16 protein-coding genes are annotated in these 24,592 nt (G+C 67.8%); 14 read left to right on the top strand and 2 right to left on the bottom strand.

Annotated features, from left to right (window positions below):
• The first annotated feature begins 23 nt into the window (after positions 1-23).
• Complete coding sequence (locus D2E22_RS07010; protein ID WP_420897247.1) at positions 24-2,261, top strand: transglycosylase domain-containing protein; 2,238 nt, start codon at positions 24-26, stop codon at positions 2,259-2,261.
• A 164-nt stretch (positions 2,262-2,425) separates the two neighbouring features.
• The gene (locus D2E22_RS07005) at positions 2,426-3,577 is read left to right on the top strand and encodes an NADH:flavin oxidoreductase/NADH oxidase (protein ID WP_126032381.1); all 1,152 of its coding nucleotides are present in this window, start codon (positions 2,426-2,428) and stop codon (positions 3,575-3,577) included.
• Between the two features lie 72 nt (positions 3,578-3,649).
• On the opposite strand, the gene D2E22_RS07000 is transcribed toward D2E22_RS07005, so the two are convergent.
• Positions 3,650-4,798, bottom strand: a complete 1,149-nt coding sequence (locus D2E22_RS07000) for a quinone-dependent dihydroorotate dehydrogenase (RefSeq protein ID WP_126032380.1) — start codon at positions 4,796-4,798, stop codon at positions 3,650-3,652.
• A 279-nt stretch (positions 4,799-5,077) separates the two neighbouring features.
• Here D2E22_RS07000 and D2E22_RS06995 point away from each other — a divergent pair, with 279 nt between their 5' ends.
• The 7 genes from D2E22_RS06995 to D2E22_RS06965 all read left to right on the top strand — a co-directional run bounded on the left by D2E22_RS06995 (position 5,078) and on the right by D2E22_RS06965 (position 12,943).
• Positions 5,078-6,076 carry a polyprenol monophosphomannose synthase gene (locus D2E22_RS06995; protein WP_126032379.1) on the top strand — a complete coding sequence of 333 codons (999 nt, stop codon included), beginning with the start codon at positions 5,078-5,080 and terminating at the stop codon, positions 6,074-6,076.
• Positions 6,077-6,257: 181 nt separating this feature from the next.
• Positions 6,258-7,064 (top strand): DeoR/GlpR family DNA-binding transcription regulator, encoded by an 807-nt coding sequence (locus D2E22_RS06990; RefSeq protein WP_126032378.1) that lies wholly within the window; start codon positions 6,258-6,260, stop codon positions 7,062-7,064.
• A 5-nt stretch (positions 7,065-7,069) separates the two neighbouring features.
• Positions 7,070-8,329: a galactose-1-phosphate uridylyltransferase gene (gene galT, locus D2E22_RS06985; protein WP_126032377.1), complete on the top strand. Its 1,260-nt coding sequence runs from the start codon at positions 7,070-7,072 to the stop codon at positions 8,327-8,329.
• Between the two features lie 125 nt (positions 8,330-8,454).
• Positions 8,455-9,705 (top strand): galactokinase, encoded by a 1,251-nt coding sequence (gene galK, locus D2E22_RS06980; protein ID WP_126032376.1) that lies wholly within the window; start codon positions 8,455-8,457, stop codon positions 9,703-9,705.
• 229 nt (positions 9,706-9,934) lie between these two features.
• Positions 9,935-11,059: a class C sortase gene (locus D2E22_RS06975; protein ID WP_241218285.1), complete on the top strand. Its 1,125-nt coding sequence runs from the start codon at positions 9,935-9,937 to the stop codon at positions 11,057-11,059.
• 180 nt (positions 11,060-11,239) lie between these two features.
• Positions 11,240-11,512: an ACT domain-containing protein gene (locus D2E22_RS06970; RefSeq protein ID WP_095614216.1), complete on the top strand. Its 273-nt coding sequence runs from the start codon at positions 11,240-11,242 to the stop codon at positions 11,510-11,512.
• Between the two features lie 66 nt (positions 11,513-11,578).
• Positions 11,579-12,943 (top strand): PFL family protein, encoded by a 1,365-nt coding sequence (locus D2E22_RS06965; RefSeq protein ID WP_126032375.1) that lies wholly within the window; start codon positions 11,579-11,581, stop codon positions 12,941-12,943.
• Positions 12,944-13,019: 76 nt separating this feature from the next.
• Here D2E22_RS06965 and D2E22_RS06960 read toward each other — a convergent pair whose 3' ends face one another.
• Entirely contained in the window at positions 13,020-13,691 is a 672-nt protein-coding gene (locus tag D2E22_RS06960; protein ID WP_126032374.1) for a tRNA (cytidine(34)-2'-O)-methyltransferase, read from the bottom strand.
• 72 nt (positions 13,692-13,763) lie between these two features.
• Between D2E22_RS06960 and D2E22_RS06955 the strand changes: the two genes are divergently transcribed.
• From D2E22_RS06955 to D2E22_RS06935, 5 genes are all read left to right on the top strand, one after another.
• On the top strand, positions 13,764-14,741 hold the full coding sequence (locus D2E22_RS06955; protein WP_126032373.1) for an HhH-GPD family protein: 978 nt from the start codon (positions 13,764-13,766) through the stop codon (positions 14,739-14,741).
• A 43-nt stretch (positions 14,742-14,784) separates the two neighbouring features.
• Positions 14,785-15,507, top strand: coding sequence for a hypothetical protein (locus D2E22_RS06950; protein ID WP_241218284.1), 723 nt, complete (start codon positions 14,785-14,787; stop codon positions 15,505-15,507).
• 241 nt (positions 15,508-15,748) lie between these two features.
• The gene (gene rpoB, locus D2E22_RS06945) at positions 15,749-19,309 is read left to right on the top strand and encodes a DNA-directed RNA polymerase subunit beta (protein ID WP_126032372.1); all 3,561 of its coding nucleotides are present in this window, start codon (positions 15,749-15,751) and stop codon (positions 19,307-19,309) included.
• A gap of 53 nt (positions 19,310-19,362) precedes the next feature.
• Complete coding sequence (locus D2E22_RS06940) at positions 19,363-23,391, top strand: DNA-directed RNA polymerase subunit beta' (protein ID WP_126032371.1); 4,029 nt, start codon at positions 19,363-19,365, stop codon at positions 23,389-23,391.
• Positions 23,392-23,597: 206 nt separating this feature from the next.
• Entirely contained in the window at positions 23,598-24,392 is a 795-nt protein-coding gene (locus D2E22_RS06935) for an FHA domain-containing protein (RefSeq protein WP_241218282.1), read from the top strand.
• Positions 24,393-24,592 lie beyond the last annotated feature (200 nt).

The following is a 24,592-nucleotide window of genomic DNA, read 5'->3' as shown; positions in this document are numbered from 1 at the left end:
GTCGGTAGAGCCGGCAACATAGAATGGTGCGCATGCCCAAGAAGAAGAAAACCCTGAGCGGAGTGCGCATTCTCGCACTCGCGCTGGCGTTCATCACGCTGTGCGTCGCCGGCGGCGCGACGACGTGCCTGCTGTTCCTTCCCGCGGTCATGGGTGCGAACAACGTGGCGCGGGCGGTGTCGCCGTCGATGGAGGTCGAAGGCATCGACTTCGACGTGACGAACCTGCCGCAGAAATCGACGATGTACGCGAACGACGGCAAGACCGTCATCGCTGAGTTCTACGCGCAGAACCGCGAGGTCGTGCCGCTCAAGGACATCTCGAAGCCGATGATGCAGGCCGTCGTGGCCCGCGAGGACAAGCGCTTCTGGGAGCACTCGGGCGTCGATGTGCAGGGCGTCATGCGCGCCTTCGTGCAGACGTACATGAAGCAGGGCGACCAGCAGGGCGGATCGAGCCTCACGCAGCAGTACGTGAAGAACGTGCTCGCAACGAAGGCGCGCGAAAGCGACGACCCGATCGGCGAATACCACGCGACCGAGGACACGATCGCCCGCAAGCTGCGCGAGATGCTGCTGTCGGTGCAGATGGAGAAGAAGTACTCGAAGCAGGAGATCCTGCAGGGCTACCTGAACATCGCGCAGTTCGGCTCGAACTCGCTCTACGGCGTGCAGGCGGCCGCCGAGCGCTACTTCAACACGACCGCCGACAAGCTCACCGTCGTCCAGGCGGCGACGATCGCGATGGTCACGAAGAACCCGTCGAAGTACGATCCGTCGATCCCCGAGAACCAGGAGGAGGCGCAGAAGCAGCGCGACATCGTGCTCAAGCTGATGCTCGACCAGAAGTTCATCACGCAGCAGGAGTACGAGGAGGCCGTCAACACGCCGCTCAAGGACACGCTGCAGCTGACCGACGTGAGCCGCGGATGCATGGCCGCGAAGTACAACACCGGCTTCTTCTGCGACTACGTCGTGCACAAGATCGAGAACTCGCCCGAGTTCGGCAAGACGGCCGAGGAACGCGAGAAGCTGCTGCAGGAGGGCGGCCTCAAGATCGTCACGACGCTCGACCTGGACGCGAGCAACGCGATGATGGAGACGGCGAACCAGACGATCCCGGCGAACGATCCCTCCGGCATGGAGATCGTCATGGCCTCGGTCAAGCCGGGAACCGGCGAAGTGCTCGGCTTCGGCCTCAACCGCACCTACGACGCGACCGATGCGGCCGCGACCGATCCGACGAAATCGTCGATGAACTACGCCGTCGACCAGATCGACGGCGGCGGCCAGGGCTTCCCGATCGGTTCGTCGTGGAAGCCGATCAACCTCATCGCGTGGATGCAGCAGGGACGTTCGATCAACGAGATGCTCGTCGCGCCGACCGACTTCCTGACGAACCGCTTCAACTGCAACGGCTACGTCGGCGGCACCGACAACTGGCACGTGACGAACGCGTTGACGAACGGCACCGTCTCGCCGGAAAGCCCGTTCCTCGGCCTCGTCCACTCGCACAACACGACGATGGCGGCGATGGGCGCGCAGATCGGCCTGTGCGCGGTCGCCGACGCGGCGAAGGCCGTCGGCTACCACAACGCGAAGATCGGCCAGGAGGACGTCTACTCGGACATCTCGATGCACCCGGCGCTGCTCATCGGCGGCACTACCTCGGTCTCGCCGCTGACGATGGCGAACGTCTACGCGACGTACGCGGCCGACGGCGTGCAGTGCACGCCGATCGCGATCAAGTCGGTCGAGAACACCGACGGCGAACAGCTCGACGTGCCGAAGGCGAATTGCCATCAGGCGGTCGACAAGGACATCATCCAGACGCTCGCGTACACGATGAACCAGGGCGTGACGCGCTCCGACGGCGCGGCCGGCGCGGCGCAGCTCGCCAACAACCGCAAGACCTTCGCGAAGACCGGTACGAACGAGAACATGTACGTGACGACCGGCGGCTTCATCCCGAACCAGATCGCGACCTTCGTGCTCGTCGGCGACGCGCAGGACCCGACGAACCACCCGATCGAGAACATCGCGATCAACGGCAACTACCACGGCTACTGGGACGGTTCGACGATCGCGGCCCCGGCCTTCAGCCAGGCCGTGAGCAAATACGCGGAGAAGAAGAACCTGCCGATGGACAACGACTACGGACAACCGGTCGACAAATATATGCGCTCGACCGGGCAGACGACCGGCACGACCGGTACGACCGGTACGACCGGCACGCAGCAGGGCACGACGACCACACAGTAGTCGGCCACGGACCGCGGCCGTGCGCTCCGGTCCGAACGGCGACGCGAGGGGCGCCCTTCCGGCATGGAGGGGCGCCCCTCGCGTCGCCATGGCCTTGTTCCCCGCATCGCCGGCGGGATCTGCGGCCCGCGACGTCCGCGCGCGCATGTGCTACAGTGCGCGGTATGGGAAAAGCAAAGAAGCAGAAGCGAGGCTCGGCACAGCGCACGGCGGCGCGTCCGATCCTGTTCGAACCGATCACGATCCGCGGCGCGAGCGCGCGCAACCGCATCTGGCTGCCGCCGATGTGCATGTACTCGGTGACGGCATGCGACGGCAGGCCGACTGATTTCCACTACCAGCATTACGTGTCCCGGGCGCTCGGCGGCTTCGGGCTCATCATCGTCGAGGCGACGGCCGTCACGCCCGAGGGGCGCATCTCGCCATGCGACCTCGGCCTGTGGGAGGACGGGCAGATCGACGCCTACCGGTGGATCGTCGACGGCATGAAGCGCGCCGGCGCGACGCCGGCGATCCAGCTGGGCCATGCGGGACGCAAGGCGTCGACAGGCTGTTTCGACATCGGCGTGCCGGGGGAGGGCCTCGCGCCCGACGAAGGCGGCTGGCGCACCGTCGCGCCGTCGGCGATCGCCTACGGCGACCTTCCCGAGCCGCGCGCGCTCGGCGTCGACGAGATCCACGCCATCGAGGACCGTTTCCGCGACGCCGCCTGGCGCGCGCAGGAGGCCGGGTTCGAGGCGATCGAGATCCATGCGGCCCACGGCTACCTGTTGTCCGAGTTCCTCGATCCGCTGACGAACGTGCGCGACGACGAGTACGGCGGATCGCCCCGGAACCGCGCGCGCATGCTCATCGAGACGGTGGACAAGGTGCGCGCCGTCGTGCGCGACGACATGCCGGTGTTCGTGCGCATCTCGGCGACCGACTGGGCCGAGGGCGGATTCGGCGCCGACGACGCCGTCGCGCTCGCGAGGACGCTCAAGGACCACGGCGTCGACCTGATCGACGTCTCGACCGGCGGCGTGCTGCCGCGGGTGACGATTCCGGAGGGCCCCGGCTACCAGGTGCCGTTCGCCGACCGCGTGCGCAACGAGGCCGGCATCGCGACGACGGCGGTCGGTCTGATCACGAAGCCGCGTCAGGCGCTCAGGATCCTCACGCACGGGCAGGCCGACGCCGTCGAGATCGGCCGTGCGGCCCTGCGCGAGCCGTACTGGCCGCTGCGCGCCGCCGCGAAGCTCGGCATGGCGCGCGACGAGATCGACTATCCGTCGCAGCTCGTGCGCGGCGCGTGGCGCGACGGCGAAAACTGGTGAGCGCCGCGTGAACGAAGGAGGCCCGGACGCCGTCAATGGCGTCCGGGCCTCCTCATGTTCGCCGGCGGTTCCTCACGCGTCGACGCCGACGGCGTCGGCCACGTTCTCGAAGCCGTCGCGGCGCAGCAGCTCGGCGAGTCCGCGCTTGAGCACGGTGATTTGCTGCGGGCCGCGGTACATCAGCGCCGAGACGAACATGACGAGCGACGAGCCGGCGCGGATCTTCTCATACGCCTGCTTCGGCGTGAAGACGCCGCCGATGCCGGCGATCGCGAAACGGTCGCCGTAGTCGCGGTGGACGCGGCGGATCAGCTCGGTGCTGTCGACGGTGCAGGGGCCGCCCGACAGTCCGCCGAGCCACGAGGGCGGGATGTCGAGTCCGGTGCGGTCCTTCTGCAGGTTCGCGATCGACAGGCCCTGCACGTTGTGGTCGGCGAGCACGTCGATGAGCTCGCGGAACTCCTCCCACGTCTTGTTGAGCGGCATCTTGACGAGCGTCGGCTGCGGGCGCTCGATCTTGTCGAGCTCGGTGAACAGGCGGTCGAGTGCCTTCGGGTCCTCGTTGAACGGCTCGCCGACCGCCGTGTTCGGGCATGAGATGTTCACCTCGACCATCGCCGTGCGGCCGGCCGCACGGCGCATCGAGACGCAGTAGTCCTCGATGCCTTCGTCGATGCCGCCGACGAGGTCGTCGTTCGTGCGCGCGATCGACACCGACATCTGCATCGTGCGCGTGCGGCGCCACGCCTGCTCGGTCTTCGCGATGATCTTGTCGGAGCCCTCGTTCGCCAGGCCCACATGCACCATCATCGAATCGTATTCGGGCAGCCGGTGGAACCACGGGCGCGGATTGCCGGCGCACGGACGCGCCGTCGTCGAACCGACCGTCTCGAAGCCGAAGCCGGCGTTGTCGAGCAGCGTCGCCATCTCGCAGTCCTTGTCGAGGCCGGCGGACAGGCCGAAGGGGTTGGCGAAGTCGACGCCCATGACCGAGGTCTCGAGGATCGGGTCGGTGTAGTCGAGCATCTGGCGCAGCAGCCACATCAGCGGCGCGATGTTGCGCGTGGCCTTGCAGAACTCGGTCATCTGGGCGTGCGCCTGGTCCGGCGGCTTGTTGAAGACGAAATGGGGTTTGATGACGTGCTTGTACGCGCAGGTGAACAGGTCGGTCGTCGCCTTGTTGACCGCGTCGTGCAAGCTGTTTTCGGAAACGTAAGCCATCGTTCCATTGTGCCATGGCCGGCGCTGGAACGCACGTGCGAACCGCGGGGGAGCGGCGGGCGCGCCCGTGTGCGCGGACGCCGAGGCCCGTCCGCCTGCACGGCGTGGCAGACACGCGCGGCGAAGGGCGCGCGGTTTTGCCGATGGCTGCACGATATGCGGCGGCGGGGCGCGCTGACTACAGTCGGTATGCAGATCGGAGGCCGGGCGGGCGCCGCCGCGCCATGCGGTAAAGTCGGGTGCAGACGGCCGGCGGCGGCCGACGGACGGGAGGCGGATATGACAGGTCGTGTATGCGTGGTCATGCCGACGTACAACGAGCGCGCGAACCTTGAACCGACGCTCAGCGGCGTCTTCGAGCGCAACCCGGACGTCGACGTGCTCATCGTCGACGACAACTCGCCCGACGGCACCGGCAGGCTCGCCGACGTCATCGCGAAGGCCACGCATATGACGCCCGGACTGAGCGTCGAGGTCAAAAGCAACGACATCGCGCAGGACGTCGCGTTCCGCAAGGACGACGACGATGCGGCGCTGCTGTCCGATGCGAACGTGAGCACCGCCGACCTCAAGATCGCGAACCGCGTCAACGCGACGACGACAGGCTCGAAGCTGCACGTGCTGCACCGCGCCGGCAAGCTCGGCCTCGGCTCCGCGTACATCGACGGCTTCAACTGGGCGCTCGCGCGCGGCTACGACGTGATCTGCGAGATGGACATGGACGGCTCCCACCGTCCCGACGACCTGCGGCGCATCCTGCAGCGGATCCGCGGCGACGAGCGCGTCGACCTCGTGCTCGGCTCGAGGCGCGTCCCCGGCGGCACGACGCAGAACTGGCCGTGGTACCGCGACGTCATCTCGCGCGCCGGCTCCTCCTACGCGCGCTTCATGCTCGGGCTCAAGGTGCGCGACATGACGAGCGGCTTCCGCGCCTACCGCGCGCGCATCCTGCGCAGGATCGACCTCGACGGCATCGACGACAACGGCTACGTGTTCCAGATCGACATGACGCGGCGCGTCGTGGCGGCCGGGGGCGTCGTCGTCGAGGTGCCGATCGTGTTCCCGGAGCGCGCGCTCGGCACCTCGAAGATGGACGGCGCGATCGTGCACGAGGCGATGCGCAAGGTGACCGGGTGGGGGTTCTCGCGCATGCACCGGCAGCTGCGCGACCCGCGCGAACGCGAGTTCAAGCGTCTCGCGGCGCGCCGTCAGATCGCCGACGCGCCCGACGACGAGTTCGGCGACGACCTCGAGGCCGAGGCCGAGAACATCGACTGACAAGCACGAGGACACCGGCTGACGCGGACGTTGTCCGACGGGGAGGCCAGCCGGTGCGGACGCCTGCGTCCGTTTTGCATACGTGTGTAAAAGATCGATTCATGTGAACTTCTGTTTGGAAAACACGCCGAAATGTTTGTTTCGAGTTGTCTGATGAAATGAAATGTGCGATAATGTTCACATGATTTCCTCACAACGACAGCATCTCATCCTGAGCCGCTTGCGCACGCGTGGCGCGGTGCGCATCACCGCGCTGTCCAAGGAGCTCGGCGTCTCGGCGATGACGATCCGCAGGGACATCGCCGAACTCGCGGACAAGGGCCTGCTGCGCCGCGTGCACGGCGGCGCCGTGTCGACGAGCACATTGCTGAGCGAACCGCTGTTCTCGGTCAAGTCGCAGATGGACATCGGCCTCAAGGACGCGATCGCGCAGCAGGCGATCGACTACGTCTCGCCGGGCGACGTCATCGCGATCGGAGGCGGCACGACCGCCTACGTCTTCGCGCAGCACCTGCTCGAGTCGCAGCGCTCGAACGGCATCACGATCCTGACGAACTCGATCCCGGTCGCCGAACTCGTGCAGGCCCTTGAATCGAAGGACGTCGAGGTCATCGTCACCGGAGGCGTCATCACGCGATCGAACTCGCTCGTCGGGCCGATCGCCGACAAGGTCATCGCGTCGCTGCGCGTGAACACCGTGTTCCTCGGCACCCACTCGGTGTCGATCCCGCGCGGCTTCCTGATGCCGAACTCGCTCGAGGCGGCGACCGACATGGCGATGATGGACATCGCCGACCGCACGATCATCCTCACCGACCACACGAAGTGGAGCAGCACGTCGCTGTCGCTGTTCGCGCGCTTCGACCAGGTGGACACGGTCATCACCGACGACGGCCTCGACGCGGATTCGGTGACGAAGACGCGCGACCTCGTCAAGGAACTCGTACTCGCCCACGACAGGGCGTCCGAAGAAACAGAAAGCGAATGACGACAATGTCACGATATGCACAATACGAACCCGGTGACTACGCGAAGGAGCACATCCGCATCACGCCGACGACGCTCGCCGACGGACGCGACTTCTTCTACCTCGACGACGAGCCCGAGTTCGTCTCCGGCGAGCGCGCGCGCCGCATCGACGATCCGCGCGGGCTGCCGTACCGTTTCGCGCCGCATCTGGACGCCGACGGCGTCGAGGTGCGCTACCAGGCGCCGCAGATGCGCCGCGACCCGCTCACCGGCGACTGGATACCGATGGCGACGGCGCGCATGAACCGCCCGATCACGGCCGGCGCCGGTGCGACGGCGAAGGGCAATCCGCTCGCCGCGCGCAAGCCCGGCGACCCGTATCAGGACGGCGAGGTTCCGGACACCGACTACGACGTCGTCATCTTCGAGAACCGCTTCCCGTCGATGGTGCAGGTGCCCGGCGCGCCCGACGAGGCCGGCTGCGTCGACGGCAACCCGCTGTGGCAGGTGCGCCCGGCGGGCGGCCGCTGCGAGGTCATCTGCTTCGACCCGGACGAGGACGGCCTGCCCGCCGACCTGCCGGTGTCGCGTCTGCGCACCGTCGTCGAGGCGTGGGCCTTCCGCACCGCCGAACTGAGCACGATCGACGGCATCGAGCAGATCTTCCCCTTCGAGAACCACGGCGAGGAGATCGGCGTCTCGCTCGCGCACCCGCACGGCCAGATCTACGCGTACCCGTTCATCGCGCCGAAGCTCGAGACCGAGCTGGAGCACACCGAGGCCTACTTCGAGCGCACCGGCGGCAACCTGCTGCACGACCTGATGGCCGCCGAGATCGACGCGCGGCACCGCGTCGTCATGCGCAACCACAGCTGGGTCGCCTACGTGCCGGCCGCCGCGCGCTGGCCGCTCGAGGTGCACGTCGCGCCGCTGCGCGACGGCGTCCTCACTCTCGACCAGCTCGACGACCAGGAGCGCTGGGACCTCGCGCAGATGTATTCGACGCTGCTCAAGCGCGGCAACCGTTTCTTCGACAAGGGCGACGGCAAGGGCATGGACCTGCCGTACATCGCCGCCTGGCATCAGGCGCCGGTGCGCGACGCGCGCCGCGACCACTACCGGCTCAACCTGCAGTTCTTCTCGTTCCGCCGCGCGGCGAACAAGATCAAGTACCTCGCCGGCTCCGAATCAGGCATGGCCGCGTGGGTCTCGGACACGACCCCCGAGCTCATCGCCGCGCGCTTCCACGAGCTCGGCCCGGTCGACATCGCCGACGAAGGCTGAACGGCGGCGCCGACGCAGGCGCCGCCGACGCGGCCGATCACCAACCAGACATCACCAATACAGACATCGCACCCCGCGTCGCACACGACCATCGACGCGGACGACAGACACGGAAGAACAGCACTATGGCACAGGTGGAATTCATCGAAGCGATGGGCGACGAAGACGGCGCGCGCAAGGCGGCCGCGCTGTTCCGAGCACGCTACGGCAACGAGCCGGACGGCGTATGGGCGGCGCCCGGACGCGTCAACCTCATCGGCGAGCACACGGACTACAACGGCGGCCTCTGCCTGCCGATCGCGCTGCCGCACCGCACCTACGTGGCGCTCGCCGCGCGCGACGACACGACGGTGCGCGTCGTCTCCGACGTCGCGCCCGAGACGGTCGCCGAAGCCGGGCTCGACGGCCTCGAGGCCGGCGGCGTCGACGGATGGGCGGCCTACCCGGTCGGCGTCGCATGGGCGCTGCGCGAAGTCGGCTTCGACCAGGTGCGCGGCTTCGACGCGGCCTTCGCCTCCTGCGTGCCGCTCGGCTCGGGGCTGAGTTCGTCGGCGGCGATGACCTGCTCGACGGCGCTCGCGCTCGACGACGTGCACGCGCTCGGCTTCGGCGGCGACGACGCCGGCCGCCTCACGCTGATCGACGCGGCGATCCGCGCGGAGAACGACATGGCCGGCGCCTCGACCGGCGGCCTCGACCAGAGCGCGTCGATGCGCTGCGCCGAGGGCCGTGCGCTGCGCCTCGACTGCCGGCCCGGCCTGAGCGCGCTCGAGAGCGTCGAGCAGGAGCCCTTCGATCTGGCAGGCCACGGCCTCGAGCTGCTCGTGCTCGACACGCGCGCGCCGCACCAGCTCAACGACGGCCAGTACGAGGCGCGCCGCACGATGTGCGAGCAGGCGGCGGCGATCCTCGGCGCCGCGAACCTGCGCGAGGTCGCCGACGCCGTCAACGCCGCCGACGATCCGCAGCGGGCGCTCGCGGACGTGCTCGCGCGGCTCGACGACGGGACGATGCGCCGCCGCGTGCGGCACGTCGTCACCGAGATCGGGCGCGTCGACCGTTTCGTCGACGCCTTCGCGCGCGGCGACATGCGGCAGGCCGGCGCGTTGTTCGACGCGTCGCACGATTCGCTGCGCGACGACTACGAGGTGACGGTGCCCGAGCTCGACATGGCCGTCGACGTCGCGCGCGCCGAGGGCGCGTACGGCGCGCGCATGACCGGCGGCGGCTTCGGCGGCTCGATCATCGCGCTCGTCGATACCGGGGCGAGCGAAGGCGTCGCGCATGCGATCGCCGACGAATTCGGCCGCCGCGGCTTCCGCGCCCCTCGCGCGTTGCCGGCCCATGCGGCCGCCGCGGCGCGTCGTGTGCGCTGACCGCGCGCCGGCATCCCCTGATCCCCCACGGCCGTCCCCGCCCCGTCCACCGACGCGGCGGGGACGGCCGTCGTCGACGCCGCCGGCCGCGGGGCGGGGCGCACGCGAAACGTAAAGGTTTGGGAAGGCGGCGTGCGTACGCGCGTCGGTGCGGTTATGCTCTAAACGGACAACAGACGGCAGCGACGTCCGCGGCGCGGACGCGGCACGGCGGGAGGGTGAACGCGCGATGGCTGACAGGTGGGACGACGGCAACCACGACGGACACGACGGCGACCACGACGACTGGGACATGTGGGAAGACATGCGCGGCGACGCGGATGAGGGCGGCGCGGACGCGGACGCCATGCACGCGGGGGGAGAGACGCCGGCGCACGACGGCGCGCAGGAGGCCGCGACGGACGGCGTCGGCGGCGCCGAAGGCTTCGGTGACATCATCGACCCGCACGAGCCCGGCGCGCCGAGGCTGACGGCGCAACAGCTCGCCGTCAAGCGCAGGAAGGACAACCGCAGGTTCTTCGCGATGCTCGCCGCGATGAGCGCGCTGCTGCTCATCGGCGTCGGCCTGATCCTGTATCCGACGGTCGCCGACGCCTGGAACCGCCACGTCGCGTCGCGCGCCGTCGCGGGATACATCGAGAAGGTCGCCGACACCTCGAAGGAGGACCGCGACAAGGAGCTCGCGCGCGCGAAGGAATACAACGAGTCGCTCATCGGGCAGGGCACCTCCAGGTTCCTGCCGACGCCCGAGGAGAAGAAGACGTACGAGTCGATCCTCGACGTGAGCGGCACCGGCATCATGGGCTATGTGACGATCCCGAAGATCAAGGCGCGTCTGCCGATCTACCACGGCACCGACGAGACGGTGCTGCAGATCGCTGCCGGCCATCTCGAAGGCTCGAGCCTGCCGATCGGCGGCGAGTCGACGCACACGGTGCTCACCGGCCACACCGGCCTGCCGAGCGCGATGCTGTTCACCGGCCTCGACACGCTCGGCGAGGGAGACAAGTTCACGGTCACCGTCTACGACGAGGTGCTCACCTACGAGGTCGAGTCGACGCACACGGTGCTGCCGAACGAGGTCGAGGACCTCGCGATCCAGGAGGGACGCGACCTGGCGAGCCTCGTGACCTGCACGCCGTACGGCGTCAACTCGCACCGCCTCATCGTCACCGGGCACCGGATCCCGACCGAGTCGCCGCAGCAGCACATGCCGTACCGCGACGACGGCCTGACGCAGGACATCACGGTGACGGCGATCATCGTCACGCTCGTCGTCGCCGCGTTCATCGCCGTGTTCGTCGTGCAGCGCCGGCGCCTGCGCGAACAGCCGACGCACCACGCGAAGCGCTGAGCGACCCGGCACAGGCGGCCCGCGCCGCGCCCCGTACCGGCGGGCGCGGCGCGGGCCGCCGGCCGTATGCGCCCGACGTCCTGACATGCGGAACGCCGTCGAACTTGGCACAGCTCTTCCCTATACTTGGGGCTTGCCGGTACTTTTCAAGGCGACCGCGCCCGAGACCCAGGGAGATCCATGAACAAGGCAATCATCACCGTCGTCGGTCAGGACACCGTCGGCATCATCGCTCGTGTCTGCACGTACCTCTCCGAGCACCACACGAACGTGCTCGACATTTCGCAGACGATCATCGACGGATTCTTCAACATGATGATGATCGTCGACTACTCGGACGCCGACGTCGCGTTCGAGACGATCGTCGACGACCTCGAGGCCCTCGGCGAGGACATCGGCGTGCGCATCCGCTGCCAGCGCGAGGAGATCTTCACGAAGATGCACCGCGTCTGAGGACGCGCGGCGGCCGGCGCGGCCGCCAACCCGAACGCAACAGGCCAGAGGCCGGAAGGAACCAGCATGCTGAATATCATGGAGGTCCACGAGACCAACCAGATGATCGAGCAGGAGAAGCTCGACGTGCGCACGATCACGATGGGCATCAGCCTCATGGATTGCGCGACGACCGACGTCGACGAGACCTGCGGCAAGATCTACGACAAAATCACGACCTACGCGAAGGACCTCGTCTCCACCGGCGAGTCGATCGAACGCGACTTCGGCATCCCGATCGTCAACAAGCGCATCACGGTGACGCCGATCGCGCTCGTCGGCGCGAGCTGCTGCAGGACGAGCGCCGACTTCGTCAAGATCGCGCACGCGCTCGACCGCGCCGCGAAGACGGTCGGCGTCGACCTCATCGGCGGCTACTCGGCGCTCGTATCGAAGTCGATGACGCCGGCCGAGGAGCTGCTCATCCGCTCGCTGCCGGCCGCGCTGAGCGAGACCGACATCGTCTGCTCGTCGGTCAACGTCGGCTCGACGAAGACCGGCATCGACATGAACGCCGTCGACATGCTCGGCCACATCATCAAGGAGATCGCCGAGGCGACCGCCGACAACGACTCCTACGGCTGCGTCAAGTTCGTCGCGTTCTGCAACGCGCCGGACGACAACCCGTTCATGGCGGGCGGCTTCCACGGCGTGACCGAGGGCGACGCCGTCATCAACGTCGGCGTATCCGGGCCGGGCGTCGTCTCGCGCGCGCTCGACGCCGCCGTCGGCAAGGACTTCGAGTTCCTGTGCGAGACGATCAAGCGCACCGCGTTCAAGATCACGCGCGTCGGCCAGCTCGTCGCACAGGAGGCGTCGAAGCGCCTCGGCGTGCCCTTCGGCATCATCGACCTGTCGCTCGCGCCGACGCCGGCCGTCGGCGACTCGGTCGGCGAGGTGCTCGAGAAGATGGGTCTGGCGCAGGTGGGCGGCCCCGGCACGACGGCCGCGCTCGCGATGCTCAACGACCAGGTCAAGAAGGGCGGCATCATGGCGTCCTCGTACGTCGGCGGTCTGTCCGGCGCGTTCATCCCGGTCTCCGAGGACAAGAACATGATCGACGCGGCCGAAAGCGGCTGCCTGACGATCGAGAAGCTCGAGGCGATGACCTGCGTGTGCTCGGTCGGCCTCGACATGATCGCGATCCCCGGCGACACGCCGGCCTCGACGATCTCCGGCATCATCGCCGACGAATCCGCGATCGGCATGGTCAACCAGAAGACGACGGCGGTGCGCATCATCCCGGTCGTAGGCAAGACCGTCGGCCAGATGGCGAACTTCGGCGGCCTGATGGGCTACGCGCCGATCATGCCGGTGAACACGGCGAGCTGCGAGGCCTTCGTGACGCGCGGCGGCCGCATCCCGGCCCCGATTCACAGCTTCAAGAACTGAGACCCCACCCCGAAATGCGAGATGGGCGTGCGTCAACCGGTTGACGCACGCCCATCTCGCATTTCGGGGTGGATGTTCATCGGCCCCCATCAAATCCGAGCTGCCTCCACGCCTCGTAGATCGCGATCGACGCGCAGTTCGTCAGGTTCAGGCTGCGCAGGCTCGGGCGCATCGGCAGGCGCACCTGCTCGGCGACATGCGGGCCGAACATGATGTCGGTCGGATCGGGGATGTTGCCCGGCTCGGGGCCGAACAGCAGGATGTCGGTCGGCCTGTACTCGACCTCGGTGTACAGCTTCGTCGCATGCGCGGTGAACGCGATGATGCGCGAATCGGGCATCGACTCGACGAGGTCCTCGAAGTCCGGATGGAGCACGACATGCGCCATGTCATGGTAGTCGAGGCCGGCGCGGCGCAGCTTCGTGTCGCGCAGATTGAAGCCGAGCGGCTCCACGAGGTGCAGGATCGTGCCGGTGACCGCGCACAGGCGGATCGCCGAGCCGGTGTTGCCGGGGATGCGCGGGGAGTAGTAGCACAGATGCGGCGTCGACGTCGGCGTGTTCGCCGCCTCCTTCGCCGACATCATCGCGTCGACGACCGAGATCGGATTGCCGTGCGCGTCGGTCACGAGTTCGTCGGGGCCGTAGTTCGACTTGCGGTAGCCGTACTCGAACATCTTCTCCACCTGGGCTTCCGGATCGACGCCGGCGGCCGCGGCGTGCGCGGGATTCGTTGCTTCATTCGTCACGTGACACACGATATTGCCCCGGTGCGACGCGCGCTTTCCCAACCGCGCGCGCTCCACTACAATGGCGTGGCTATGGTCACACGAACGAAGACGGCGCGCACGAAGCAGCCCGCCGATCCGCGCGACGTCCTCGGCGTCCCGCGCGCCCGGGCCGCGCGGCGGCTCGCCGAACAGCTGCGCCGGCCGTTGTTCGCATGGTGGGACATGCACGCGCGCGAGCTGCCGTGGCGCGACGGCCGCACATCGCCATGGGGCGTCCTCGTGTGCGAGGTCATGAGCCAGCAGACGCAGATGGGCAGGGTCGTGCCGTACTGGAGCGCGTGGATGCGACGATGGCCCGACGCCGCCGCCCTCGCCGCCGCGCCGCGCGCCGACGTCCTCGAGGCGTGGGGGCGCTTGGGCTACCCGCGCCGCGCGCTGCGGCTGCAGGAATGCGCGCGCGTCGTCGCCGCCGAATGCCGCGACGGGCTGCCGCGCGACTACGCGGCGCTCACGGCGCTTCCCGGCATCGGCGACTACACGGCGAGCGCCGTGCTCAGTTTCGCCTACGGCGAGCGCATCGTCGTCATCGACACGAACATCCGCCGCGTGCTCAGCCGCGTGTTCCTCGGCGAGGAGTCGCTCGGCGGCGCCGCGAGCGCGCTCGAGCGCGCGCTCGCCGACGTCGTGCTGCCGGACGACGCGGGCGCGAGCGCGACATGGAACCAGGCGGTCATGGAGCTCGGCGCGCTCGTGTGCACGGCGAAACAGCCGGAGTGCGACGACTGCCCGCTGCGGGAGCGCTGCCTCTTCCTGGCCGCCGGTCGGCCGCGTCTGGGGGAGCGGCGCACGAGGCCGCGGCAGCGTTTCGCCGGCACCGACCGGCAGGTGCGCGGCCTCGTCATGCAGGCGCTGCGCGAGCTGCCGGACGACGCGCACGGCGTCCTGTCGCATGAGGCGGCGGCGCGGCTGTGGGCGGACGGCGTGCAGCTCGACCGCTGCATCGCCTCGCTCGATGAGGACGGCCTGGTCGAGATCGTCGACGGCCACGGCGTGCGGCTGCCGGCGTAGCGGCCGTCGGTTTCGGGTGGGCGGCGTGGATAAGATGGTGACCATGCCGAAGCCACCACATCAGCGCACGTCGTCGAACCGTCCGCAGCGTTCGTCGGGCGCGTCGTCGTCCCGATCGCCGCGTCCAGCGCCGAAGGGGGGCGCGAAGCCGCGCAAGCGCGCGATGTCCAAGCGCCGTCGCGCGATGTACCGCAAGCGGCGCCTTGTGTTCTTCGCCGGCCTGCTCGTGTTCCTGATCGTGTGCGTGCTGTGCGTCTACAGCCTGATCCGCGGCGCCGTGGCCGCGCATGACTGGATCGGCGCCGCTGACCGCATGGCCGTGTCGCGTTCCGCGGTGCCGGCGCCGCCGCAGACGAGCAAGGTGAAGGACTGCACGGCGAAGAACCTGCAGATGACGCTGACGCCGGCGGCCGACGTCGTGCCGCTCGGCGGCTCGCTCGAGTTCACGGCGACGATGACGTACGTCGGCTCCGACCCGGCCGGCTGTTTCGTCGACGGCGCCGACGACTCGCGCGTGCTCGTCATCAAGTCGGGCGAGGACACGGTGTGGCGTTCCGACGCCTGCGAGGCGACGTACCGTCCGCTGCTGATGATGGAGGGCGTGACCGACGAGCAGAAGATCGTCTGGGACACGGTGCGCTCCGGCGACGAATGCAAGGCGTCGGCGGATCTGCCGCATGTCGACCGCGGCTCGTACACGGCGCAGCTCGTCATCGACGGCGACACGCATGTCGAGAGCAAGTCGGTGGCCTTCACCGTCGGGTGAGCGGCGCGGGCGGACGTCGGCGGCGACGCGCATTGTTATGTGATATTGCTCACATTTTTGGAATACCGATTGCGACCGTTGGTTGGAAACGGTAGTATATTGATTTCGTGTCTTAGTATGTCATATGGCGGGCATGCTATCGAAGACGAAGCGCCCGCGCACCCAGGCATATGGCGGCCGGTGACCGCGCTTCTGACCGTGAGCATAGTTACGAACAACAAGCAGCGATAAGGAACGTCCATTGTCTGAGACTACGACGAACACCACTTCCATCATCGCGCGTGCCGACCAGCGGGACATCGACCTGCACAAGGCGTCGGATCGCGTGAACTTCGGCTCGATCGCCGAACCCATCGACGTGCCGTACCTGCTCGGCGTGCAGACCGACAGCTTCGACTGGCTGATCGGCAACGAGCGCTGGCGGGCCCGCGTCCAGGAGGACGAGGAGAAGGGCACGCACACCGTCGCGCACATCTCCGGCCTCGACGAGGTCTTCCAGGAGATCTCCCCGATCGAGAACTACTCGCAGACGATGAGCCTGACGTTCTCCGACCCGTACTTCGAGGAGCCGCGCCACACCGTGCAGGAATGCAAGGAGAAGGACTACACCTACTCGGCGCCGCTGTACGTCAACGCGGAGTTCGAGAACGGCGACACCGGCGAGATCAAGTCGCAGACCGTCTTCATGGGCGACTTCCCGCTGCAGACGCCGCACGGCACCTTCATCATCGGCGGCACCGAGCGCGTCATCGTCTCGCAGCTCGTGCGCTCCCCGGGCGTCTACTTCGACCGCCAGCAGGACCGTTCGTCGGACAAGGAGATCTTCGGTGCGAAGATCATCCCGAGCCGCGGCGCGTGGCTCGAGTTCGAGATCGACAAGCGCGACTTCCTCGGCGTGCGCGTCGACCGCAAGCGCAAGCAGTCGGCGATCGTCTTCCTGATGGCGATCGGCATGTCCCGCTCCGAGATCCGCGAGGCCTTCGAAGGCTACCCGCTCGTGCTCGACGCGCTCGACAACGAGAAGATCGACAGCCAGGACGAGGCCCTCGTCGACCTGTACCGCAAGATCCGCCCGACCGACGCGGCGACGCCGGAGGCCGGCAAGAACCTGCTCGACTCCTTCTACTTCAACACGAAGCGCTACGACCTGGCGCGCGTCGGCCGCTACAAGATCAACCGCAAGCTCGGCCTCGAGAAGGACTACAACGACCGTTCGCTCAGCCGCGAGGACATCATCGCGACGCTCAAGTACCTCGTGACGCTGCACGCCGGCGCCGCGACGTTCCCGGGCAAGCGCGACGGCGAGGACATCGAGCTGCGCGTCGACGTCGACGACATCGACCACTTCGGCAACCGCCGCATCCGCCAGGTCGGCGAGCTGATCCAGAACCAGCTGCGCACCGGCCTGAGCCGCATGGAGCGCGTCGTGCGCGAACGCATGACGACGCAGGACGCCGAGGCTATCACGCCGCAGTCGCTGATCAACATCCGTCCGGTCAACGCGACGATCAAGGAGTTCTTCGGCACGTCCCAGCTCTCGCAGTTCATGGACCAGAACAACCCGCTCGCCGGCGTCACGAACAAGCGCCGCCTCTCGGCCCTCGGCCCCGGCGGCCTGTCGCGCGACCGCGCGTCGATGGAGGTGCGCGACGTGCACCCGTCCCACTTCGGGCGCATGTGCCCGATCGAATCCCCTGAAGGCCCGAACATCGGCCTCATCGGCTCGCTCGCGACCTTCGGCCGCATCAACCCCTTCGGCTTCATCGAGACGCCGTACCGCAAGGTCGTCAACGGCCATGTGACCGACGAGGTCGAGTACATGACTGCGGACCGCGACATCGAGCACGTCATCGCGCAGGCGAACCAGAAGCTCGACGAGCACGGCGACTTCGTCGAGAAGGAAGCGCTCGTGCGAGACGCGGCCGGCGAGGCGGAGGACGTCCCGGTCGAGATGGTCGACTACATGGACGTCTCCCCGCGCCAGATGGTCTCCGTCGGCGCGTCGCTGATCCCGTTCCTCGAGCACGACGAGGGCCACCGCGCGCTCATGGGCACGAACATGCAGCGCCAGGCCGTCCCGCTGATCAAGTCCGAGCGTCCGCTCGTGGGCACCGGCGCCGAATGGCGCGCGGCCGTCGACTCCGGCGACGTCATCCTCGCCGAGAAGCCGGGCGTCGTCACCTACGTGTCCGCGGACATCATCCGCGTCATGAACGACGACGGCACGACGAGCTCCTACAAGCTCGCGAAGTTCCAGCGCTCGAACCAGACGACGTGCTACAACCAGGTCCCGCTCATCCACGACGGCGAACGCGTCGAGGAAGGCACCGTGCTGGCCGACGGCCCGGCGACCGAGAAGGGCGAGATGGCGCTCGGCAAGAACCTGCTCGTCGCGTTCATGCCGTGGAACGGCTACAACTACGAGGACGCCGTCATCATCTCGCAGCGCCTCGTCCAGGACGATACGCTCTCCTCGATTCACATCGAGGAGTACGAGATCGACGCGCGCGAGACGAAGCTCGGCGCCGAGGAGATCACGCGCGACCTGCCGAACGTCGGCGAGGACGCGGTCGCGAACCTCGACGAGCGCGGCATCATCCGCATCGGCGCCGAGGTCGAGGCCGGCGACATCCTCGTCGGCAAGGTCACGCCGAAGGGCGAGACCGAGCTGACCCCGGAGGAGCGCCTGCTGCGTGCGATCTTCGGCGAGAAGAGCCGCGAGGTGCGCGACACCTCGCTGCGCGTGCCCCACGGCGAGACCGGCACCGTCATCGCCGTCAAGGAGATCACGCGCGAGGACGCCGAGGAGGACGGCGACGAGCTGCCCAACGGCGTCAACCAGATGATCCGCGTCTACATCGCGCAGCACCGCAAGATCACGCAGGGTGACAAGCTCTCGGGCCGCCACGGCAACAAGGGCGTCATCTCGCGCATCCTGCCGGAGGAGGACATGCCGTTCCTCGCGGACGGCACCCCGGTCGACATCATGCTCAACCCGCTCGGCGTGCCTTCGCGAATGAACCTCGGCCAGGTGCTCGAACTGCACCTCGGCTGGGTCGCGCACGCGGGCTGGGACATCTCGCTCGACCCGGACCTCGAGGCCGCCTGGAAGCAGTACGTGCCGAAGGGCGCCGAGAAGGGCGCGCCGGGCACCCCGGTCGCCACGCCGGTCTTCGACGGCGTGCGCCAGGAGACGCTCAAGGGCCTGCTGTCGACGACGCTGACCGACCGCGACGGCAACAAGCTCGTCGGCGAGGACGGCAAGGCGACGCTGTTCGACGGCCGCACCGGCGAACCGTTCCCGAAGCCGATCTCGGTGGGCTACATGTACATGCTCAAGCTGCACCACCTCGTCGACGACAAGATCCACGCGCGTTCGACCGGCCCGTACTCGATGATCACGCAGCAGCCGCTCGGCGGCAAGGCGCAGTTCGGCGGCCAGCGCTTCGGCGAGATGGAGGTGTGGGCCCTCGAGGCCTATGGCGCCGCGTACACGCTGCACGAGATGATGACCACGAAGTCCGATGACGTCGACGGCCGCGTGCGCGTCTACGGCGCGATCGTCAAGGGCGATAACCTGCCGCCGGCGGGCATCCCCGAGTCGTTCAAGGTGCTCCTCAAGGAAATGCAGTCCCTGTCCCTCAACGTCGAAGTGCTCAACGCCGAAGGCGTCGCGATCGACATGAAGGAAGAGGACGACGATCCGGTCTCCTCCTCCAACGACCTCGGCTTCAACATCGGCGCCCGCCCGGACGCCGCCGCGAAGGCCGACCAAATCGTTGATGAACCTGAATACAAGTAATCACACGAGTCATTCAAGAGAAACAAGAACCTACACAGACAGGACAAACGTAAGTGCTGGACGTCAACGCATTTGACAAACTGAAAATCGGTCTGGCCACCGCGGACGACATCCGCGGCTGGAGCTACGGCGAAGTCAAGAAGCCGGAGACCATCAACTACCGCACGCTCAAGCCGGAGAAGGACGGCCTGTTCGGCGAGCAGATCTTCGGACCGACGCGCGACTGGGAGTGCGCGTGCGGCAAGTACAAGCGCGTGCGCTTCAAGGGCATCGTGTGCGAGCGCTGCGGCGTCGAGGTGACCCGCAGCCGCGTGCGTCGCGAGCGCATGGGCCACATCGAGCTGGCCGCGCCGGTCACGCACATCTGGTTCTTCAAGGGTGTGCCGAGCCGTCTGGGCTACCTGCTCGGCATCGCGCCGAAGGAGCTCGAGAAGGTCATCTACTTCGCGTCCTACATGGTCACGAAGGTCGACGACGAGCAGCGCCATCAGGATCTGCCGGACCTGCAGGAGGAGTTCGACACCGAGGTGAAGAACCTCGAACGCCGCCGCGACAACGAGATCGAGGAGCGCGCGAAGAAGGTCGAGGCCGATCTGGCCGAACTCGAGGCCGACGGCGAGGTCAAGGGCAGCGCCCGCACGAAGCTGCGCAACGGCGCCGAGCGCGACATGGCGGCGATCCGCCAGCGCTACGACGACCAGATCGCGCGCCTCGGCGCGGTCTTCGACAAGTTCAAGAACCTCAAGCCGGGCGACATGGAGAACGACGTCGACCTGTGGCGCGAGATGGAGGACCGCTACGGCGACTACTTCGAAGGCTGCATGGGCGCCGAGGCGATCAAGAAGCGCCTGCAGGACTTCGACCTCGAGGCCGCCGCGAAGGAACTGCGCGAGGAGATCGAGACCGGCACCGGCCAGCGCAAGGCCCGCGCCCTCAAGCGTCTCAAGGTCGTCAACGCGTTCCTGACCACCGGCAACAAGCCGGAGGCGATGGTCCTCGACGTGATCCCGGTCATCCCGCCGGACCTGCGCCCGATGGTGCAGCTCGACGGCGGCCGCTTCGCGACCTCCGACCTCAACGACCTGTACCGCCGCGTCATCAACCGCAACAACCGACTCAAGCGCCTCATCGAGCTCGGCGCCCCGGAGATCATGCTCAACAACGAGAAGCGCATGCTCCAGGAGGCCGTCGACTCGCTGTTCGACAACGGCCGCCGCGGCCGTCCGGTCACCGGCGCCTCGAACCGTCCGCTCAAGTCGCTGTCCGACATGCTCAAGGGCAAGCAGGGCCGTTTCCGCCAGAACCTGCTCGGCAAGCGCGTCGACTACTCGGGCCGTTCGGTCATCGTCGTCGGCCCGTCGCTGCGCATGCACCAGTGCGGCCTGCCGAAGCCGATGGCGCTCGAGCTGTTCAAGCCCTTCGTCATCAAGCGCCTCGTCGACCTCAACTACGCGCAGAACATGAAGAGCGCGAAGCGCCTCGTCGACCGCGGCGACGCCGAGGTCTGGGGCGTGCTCGAGGAGGTCATCTCCGAGCATCCGGTCCTGCTCAACCGTGCGCCTACGCTGCACCGTCTGGGCATCCAGGCCTTCGAGCCGATCCTCGTCGAAGGCAAGGCCATCCACCTGCCGCCGCTCGCCTGCGCCGCGTTCAACGCGGACTTCGACGGCGACCAGATGGCGGTCCATCTGCCGCTGAGCGCCGAGGCGCAGGCCGAGGCCCGCTCGCTGATGCTGGCCTCCGACAACATCCTCAAGCCGGCCGACGGCCACACCGTCACGATGCCGTCGCAGGACATGATCCTGGGCCTGTACTACCTGAGCACCGTCGTCGACGGCGCGAAGGGCCAGGGCCGCGTCTTCTCGTCGCTCGACGAGGCGCAGATGGCGCTCGATCGCCACGAGATCGATATGCAGGCCAAGGTGCTCATCCGCCTTCCCCAGGACTTCGTGCTGCCGAAGGACTGGGAGCCGGGCGAGGTCAAGGTCGTCGACCCGGAGCCGGGCAGCCCGGACGTCGTCAAGGAGGAGCGCTTCACCGACGGCACCGTGCTGTTCGCGACGTCGCTCGGCCGCATCCTGTTCAACGGGACGCTGCCGGTGAACTACCCGTTCATCAACGAGCAGTGCCCGAAGGGCAGGCTCTCGAAGATCGTCGACGACATCGCGACGCGTTACTCGACGCAGCAGGTCGCCGCCGTCCTCGACGCGCTCAAGGACCTCGGCTTCACGCGCGCGCCGTGGTCGGGCGTCACGATGGCCTTCTCGGACATCGTCGCCCCGTCGGACCGCGAGGAGATCATCAAGGGCTATGAGGACGAGGCCGCCAAGGTCAACAGCCAGTACGACCTCGGCCTGCTCACCGAGGAGGAGCGCCGCCAGGAGCTCATCAACCTGTGGACCGAGTGCACCGACAAGGTCGCCGAGGCGATGCGCGAGAACTTCCATGACGACAACAACGTGAACATCATGGTGCAGTCCGGCGCACGAGGCAACTGGATGCAGATCCGCCAGATCGCCGGCATGCGAGGCCTCGTGGCGAACCCGAAGGGCGAGATCATCCCCCGACCGGTCAAGTCGAACTACCGCGACGGCCTGTCCGTGCTCGAGTACTTCATCTCCCAGCACGGCGCGCGCAAGGGTCTGGCCGATACGGCACTGCGTACCGCGGAATCCGGTTACCTCACCCGTCGACTCGTCGACGTCTCGCAGGAGGTCATCGTCCGCGAGGAGGACTGCGGCACGAAGCGCGGCCTGGCGATGACGGTCGCCGAACGCGACGAGGACGGCAACCTCGTGCTCGTCAAGGCGGCCGACGGCGGTCCGTACTCGCGTCTGCTCGCGGCCGACGTCATCGACCCGGCCGACGGCGAGACCGTGCTCTACCATGCCGGTGACGCGCTGTCGATGGACGTGCTCAACGACCTCGTCGCGCACGGCGTCGAGGAGGTCAAGGGCCGTTCGGTGCTCACCTGCGAGTCGAAGCGCGGCGTGTGCGCGAAGTGCTACGGCTGGTCGCTCGCGACGAACAAGCTCGTCGACGTCGGCGAGGCGGTCGGCATCGTCGCCGCGCAGTCGATCGGCGAACCGGGCACGCAGCTGACGCTGCGTTCGTTCCACTCCGGCGGCGTCGCGTCGGCGTCGGATATCACGCAGGGTCTGCCGCGTGTCACCGAGCTCTTCGAGGCGCGTACGCCGAAGGGCGAGGCGCCGATCGCGCAGGTCGCCGGCACCGTGAGGATCGAGGACAGCGAACGCGGTCGTCAGGTCTTCATCAAGCCCGACGACGGCAGCGACGAGGAGACCTATCCGGTGACGCGCCGCGCGCCGCTCCTCGTCAAGGACGGCGAGCACGTCGAGGCCGGCACGCAGCTGATCGAAGGCTCGGTCGACCCGAAGAAGATCCTGCGCATCCTCGGACCGAACGCCGCCCAGAAGAACATCGTCGAGGAGGTGCACAACGTGTACCGCTCGCAGGGCGTCGACATCCACGACAAGCACATCGAGGTCATCGTCCACCAGATGCTGCGCCGCATCACCGTCATCGATTCCGGTGACACGACGCTGCTGCCGGGCGAACTCGTCGACCGTGCGCGCTTCACCGAGGCGAACCGCGCGGCCGTCGCCAACGGCGGCAAGCCGGCGGCCGGCCGTCCGGAGCTCATGGGCATCACGAAGGCGTCGCTCGCGACCGACTCGTGGCTGTCCGCGGCGTCGTTCCAGGAGACGACGCGCGTGCTCACCGAAGCCGCGCTCAACGAGAAGGAAGACGACCTCAAGGGCCTCAAGGAGAACGTCATCATCGGCAAGCTCATCCCTGCCGGCACCGGACTGGCGCGTTACCGCAACGCCGTCGTCGAGCCGGACAAGGCGATCCGCGACACGATCTACCCGAACTTCGGTCTCGGCGACGACGCGCTCGGCGGCGAGTTCGGCGATGGCGACATGTCCGACGTCGACTTCTCGAACATCGACTTCGGCGATCTCAAGCTCGGCGACGACTTCAACCCGGACGACTTCCTGGATGACAACGGCGGCCAGGAGGACCTCGGCGGCGATCTCGGCGACGACTTCAAGTTCTGACCGATGCTGACCGGCGACCGTCGGCGCGATGCGCGCCGGCGGCGGTCTGAATGAGGGGCGCGGTCCGTGCATGCATGCACGGACCGCGCCCCTTTGCCGTATCCGTCCGGCCTTGGCGGCGGCGTTGCCGGACACGGCCTTCCGCGGGCCGTCCATACCGTGGCGGCAGTGCGCGGTTTTCCAATCCGGTGTGCTAAGACTGGAATATGCAGAAATTACCGTATCCTCCGGCGCCCGAGATGGGCTGGTACGCCGACGATGAAGTCGAAGCGGACATGCTCGTCCCCGAACACGGCGATGCCGCGCCGCAGCAGACCACCCAGCAGGACATCTTCGAGGCGCGGCCCGCGTCGACGGACGCGCAGCCGGTCGCCACAGCGCAGCCGGAGCCGGCCGTGGCCGGAGCGGGCGCGATGGACGGGCAACCGTCCTCCGACGCCGCGTCGGCATTCGCGCAGCCCGAGCCGGTTGCGGCCGCGGAGTCGCTCCACGCGGAGGCGCATATCGGCGCGACGACGTCGGAACAGCCGGCGCTCATCCCGGACGATTCCTACAACGCGCATCTGGGCGACGACCTCGAGTACACGGCCGAGGAAGGCGCCGAGGGCAGCGACGAATGGGACGGCACCGTGCTGTCGACGGCTTTCATGAAGAAGGAGCCGCGCCACGTCTACCGCCTCGTCAACGAGGTCACCGGCCAGAGCATCGTCGTCGACATGGGCGTGCTCATGGGACGCAAGCCGTCGCAGGACATCCCGCAGGGTGCGAAGTCGGTGCGGCTCGTCGACCCGACGCGCACCGTCTCGCGCAACCATGCGGCGATCAGCTTCGACCAGGACGGTTCGCTGTGGATCGAGGACTACGGTTCGCTCAACGGCACCTACGTAGTCGACGGCGAAGACGAGCGCCAGGTCGTCAAAGGCACGCCGATGAGGCTCACGGCGCCGTGCAAGGTGCGCATCGGCGACCAGATCTTCGATTTCGAGGACGCCGCCGAATAGCTGGCATACGCCAAACCGTCCGGATCACCCGCCGACCCGGGCAAGTCGGACGTCTGGCTGACCGGTTCCGTCCGGTTTGCGATCATGCCGGGTCGTGGCCCGCACGGGATGCTCGCAAACCGAATTGAACCGCATACGACCGCGGGGCCGGCCGGGGAATCCGCATGATCCCCGTCCGGCCCCGCGGTCGTATGCGTGTG

Source organism: Bifidobacterium castoris, assembly GCF_003952025.1.
Classification (GTDB): Bacteria; Actinomycetota; Actinomycetes; order Actinomycetales; family Bifidobacteriaceae; genus Bifidobacterium; species Bifidobacterium castoris.
The sequence above is the reverse complement of the archived record's forward strand: the minus strand, read 5'-3'. Positions and strand labels throughout refer to the sequence as shown.

Bases quoted from the DNA above. Each gene is read 5' to 3' on its own strand.
- D2E22_RS06995 (WP_126032379.1), top strand. From the start codon at position 5,078: ATGACAGGTCGTGTATGCGTGGTCATGCCGACGTACAACGAGCGCGCG.
- D2E22_RS06935 (WP_241218282.1), top strand. From the start codon at position 23,598: ATGCAGAAATTACCGTATCCTCCGGCGCCCGAGATGGGCTGGTACGCC.
- D2E22_RS06965 (WP_126032375.1), top strand. From the start codon at position 11,579: ATGCTGAATATCATGGAGGTCCACGAGACCAACCAGATGATCGAGCAG.
- galT (WP_126032377.1), top strand. From the start codon at position 7,070: ATGTCACGATATGCACAATACGAACCCGGTGACTACGCGAAGGAGCAC.
- D2E22_RS06950 (WP_241218284.1), top strand. From the start codon at position 14,785: ATGCCGAAGCCACCACATCAGCGCACGTCGTCGAACCGTCCGCAGCGT.
- D2E22_RS07010 (WP_420897247.1), top strand. From the start codon at position 24: ATGGTGCGCATGCCCAAGAAGAAGAAAACCCTGAGCGGAGTGCGCATT.
- galK (WP_126032376.1), top strand. From the start codon at position 8,455: ATGGCACAGGTGGAATTCATCGAAGCGATGGGCGACGAAGACGGCGCG.
- D2E22_RS07005 (WP_126032381.1), top strand. From the start codon at position 2,426: ATGGGAAAAGCAAAGAAGCAGAAGCGAGGCTCGGCACAGCGCACGGCG.
- D2E22_RS07000 (WP_126032380.1), bottom strand. From the start codon at position 4,798: ATGGCTTACGTTTCCGAAAACAGCTTGCACGACGCGGTCAACAAGGCG.
- D2E22_RS06990 (WP_126032378.1), top strand. From the start codon at position 6,258: ATGATTTCCTCACAACGACAGCATCTCATCCTGAGCCGCTTGCGCACG.
- D2E22_RS06975 (WP_241218285.1), top strand. From the start codon at position 9,935: ATGGCTGACAGGTGGGACGACGGCAACCACGACGGACACGACGGCGAC.
- D2E22_RS06955 (WP_126032373.1), top strand. From the start codon at position 13,764: ATGGTCACACGAACGAAGACGGCGCGCACGAAGCAGCCCGCCGATCCG.
- D2E22_RS06970 (WP_095614216.1), top strand. From the start codon at position 11,240: ATGAACAAGGCAATCATCACCGTCGTCGGTCAGGACACCGTCGGCATC.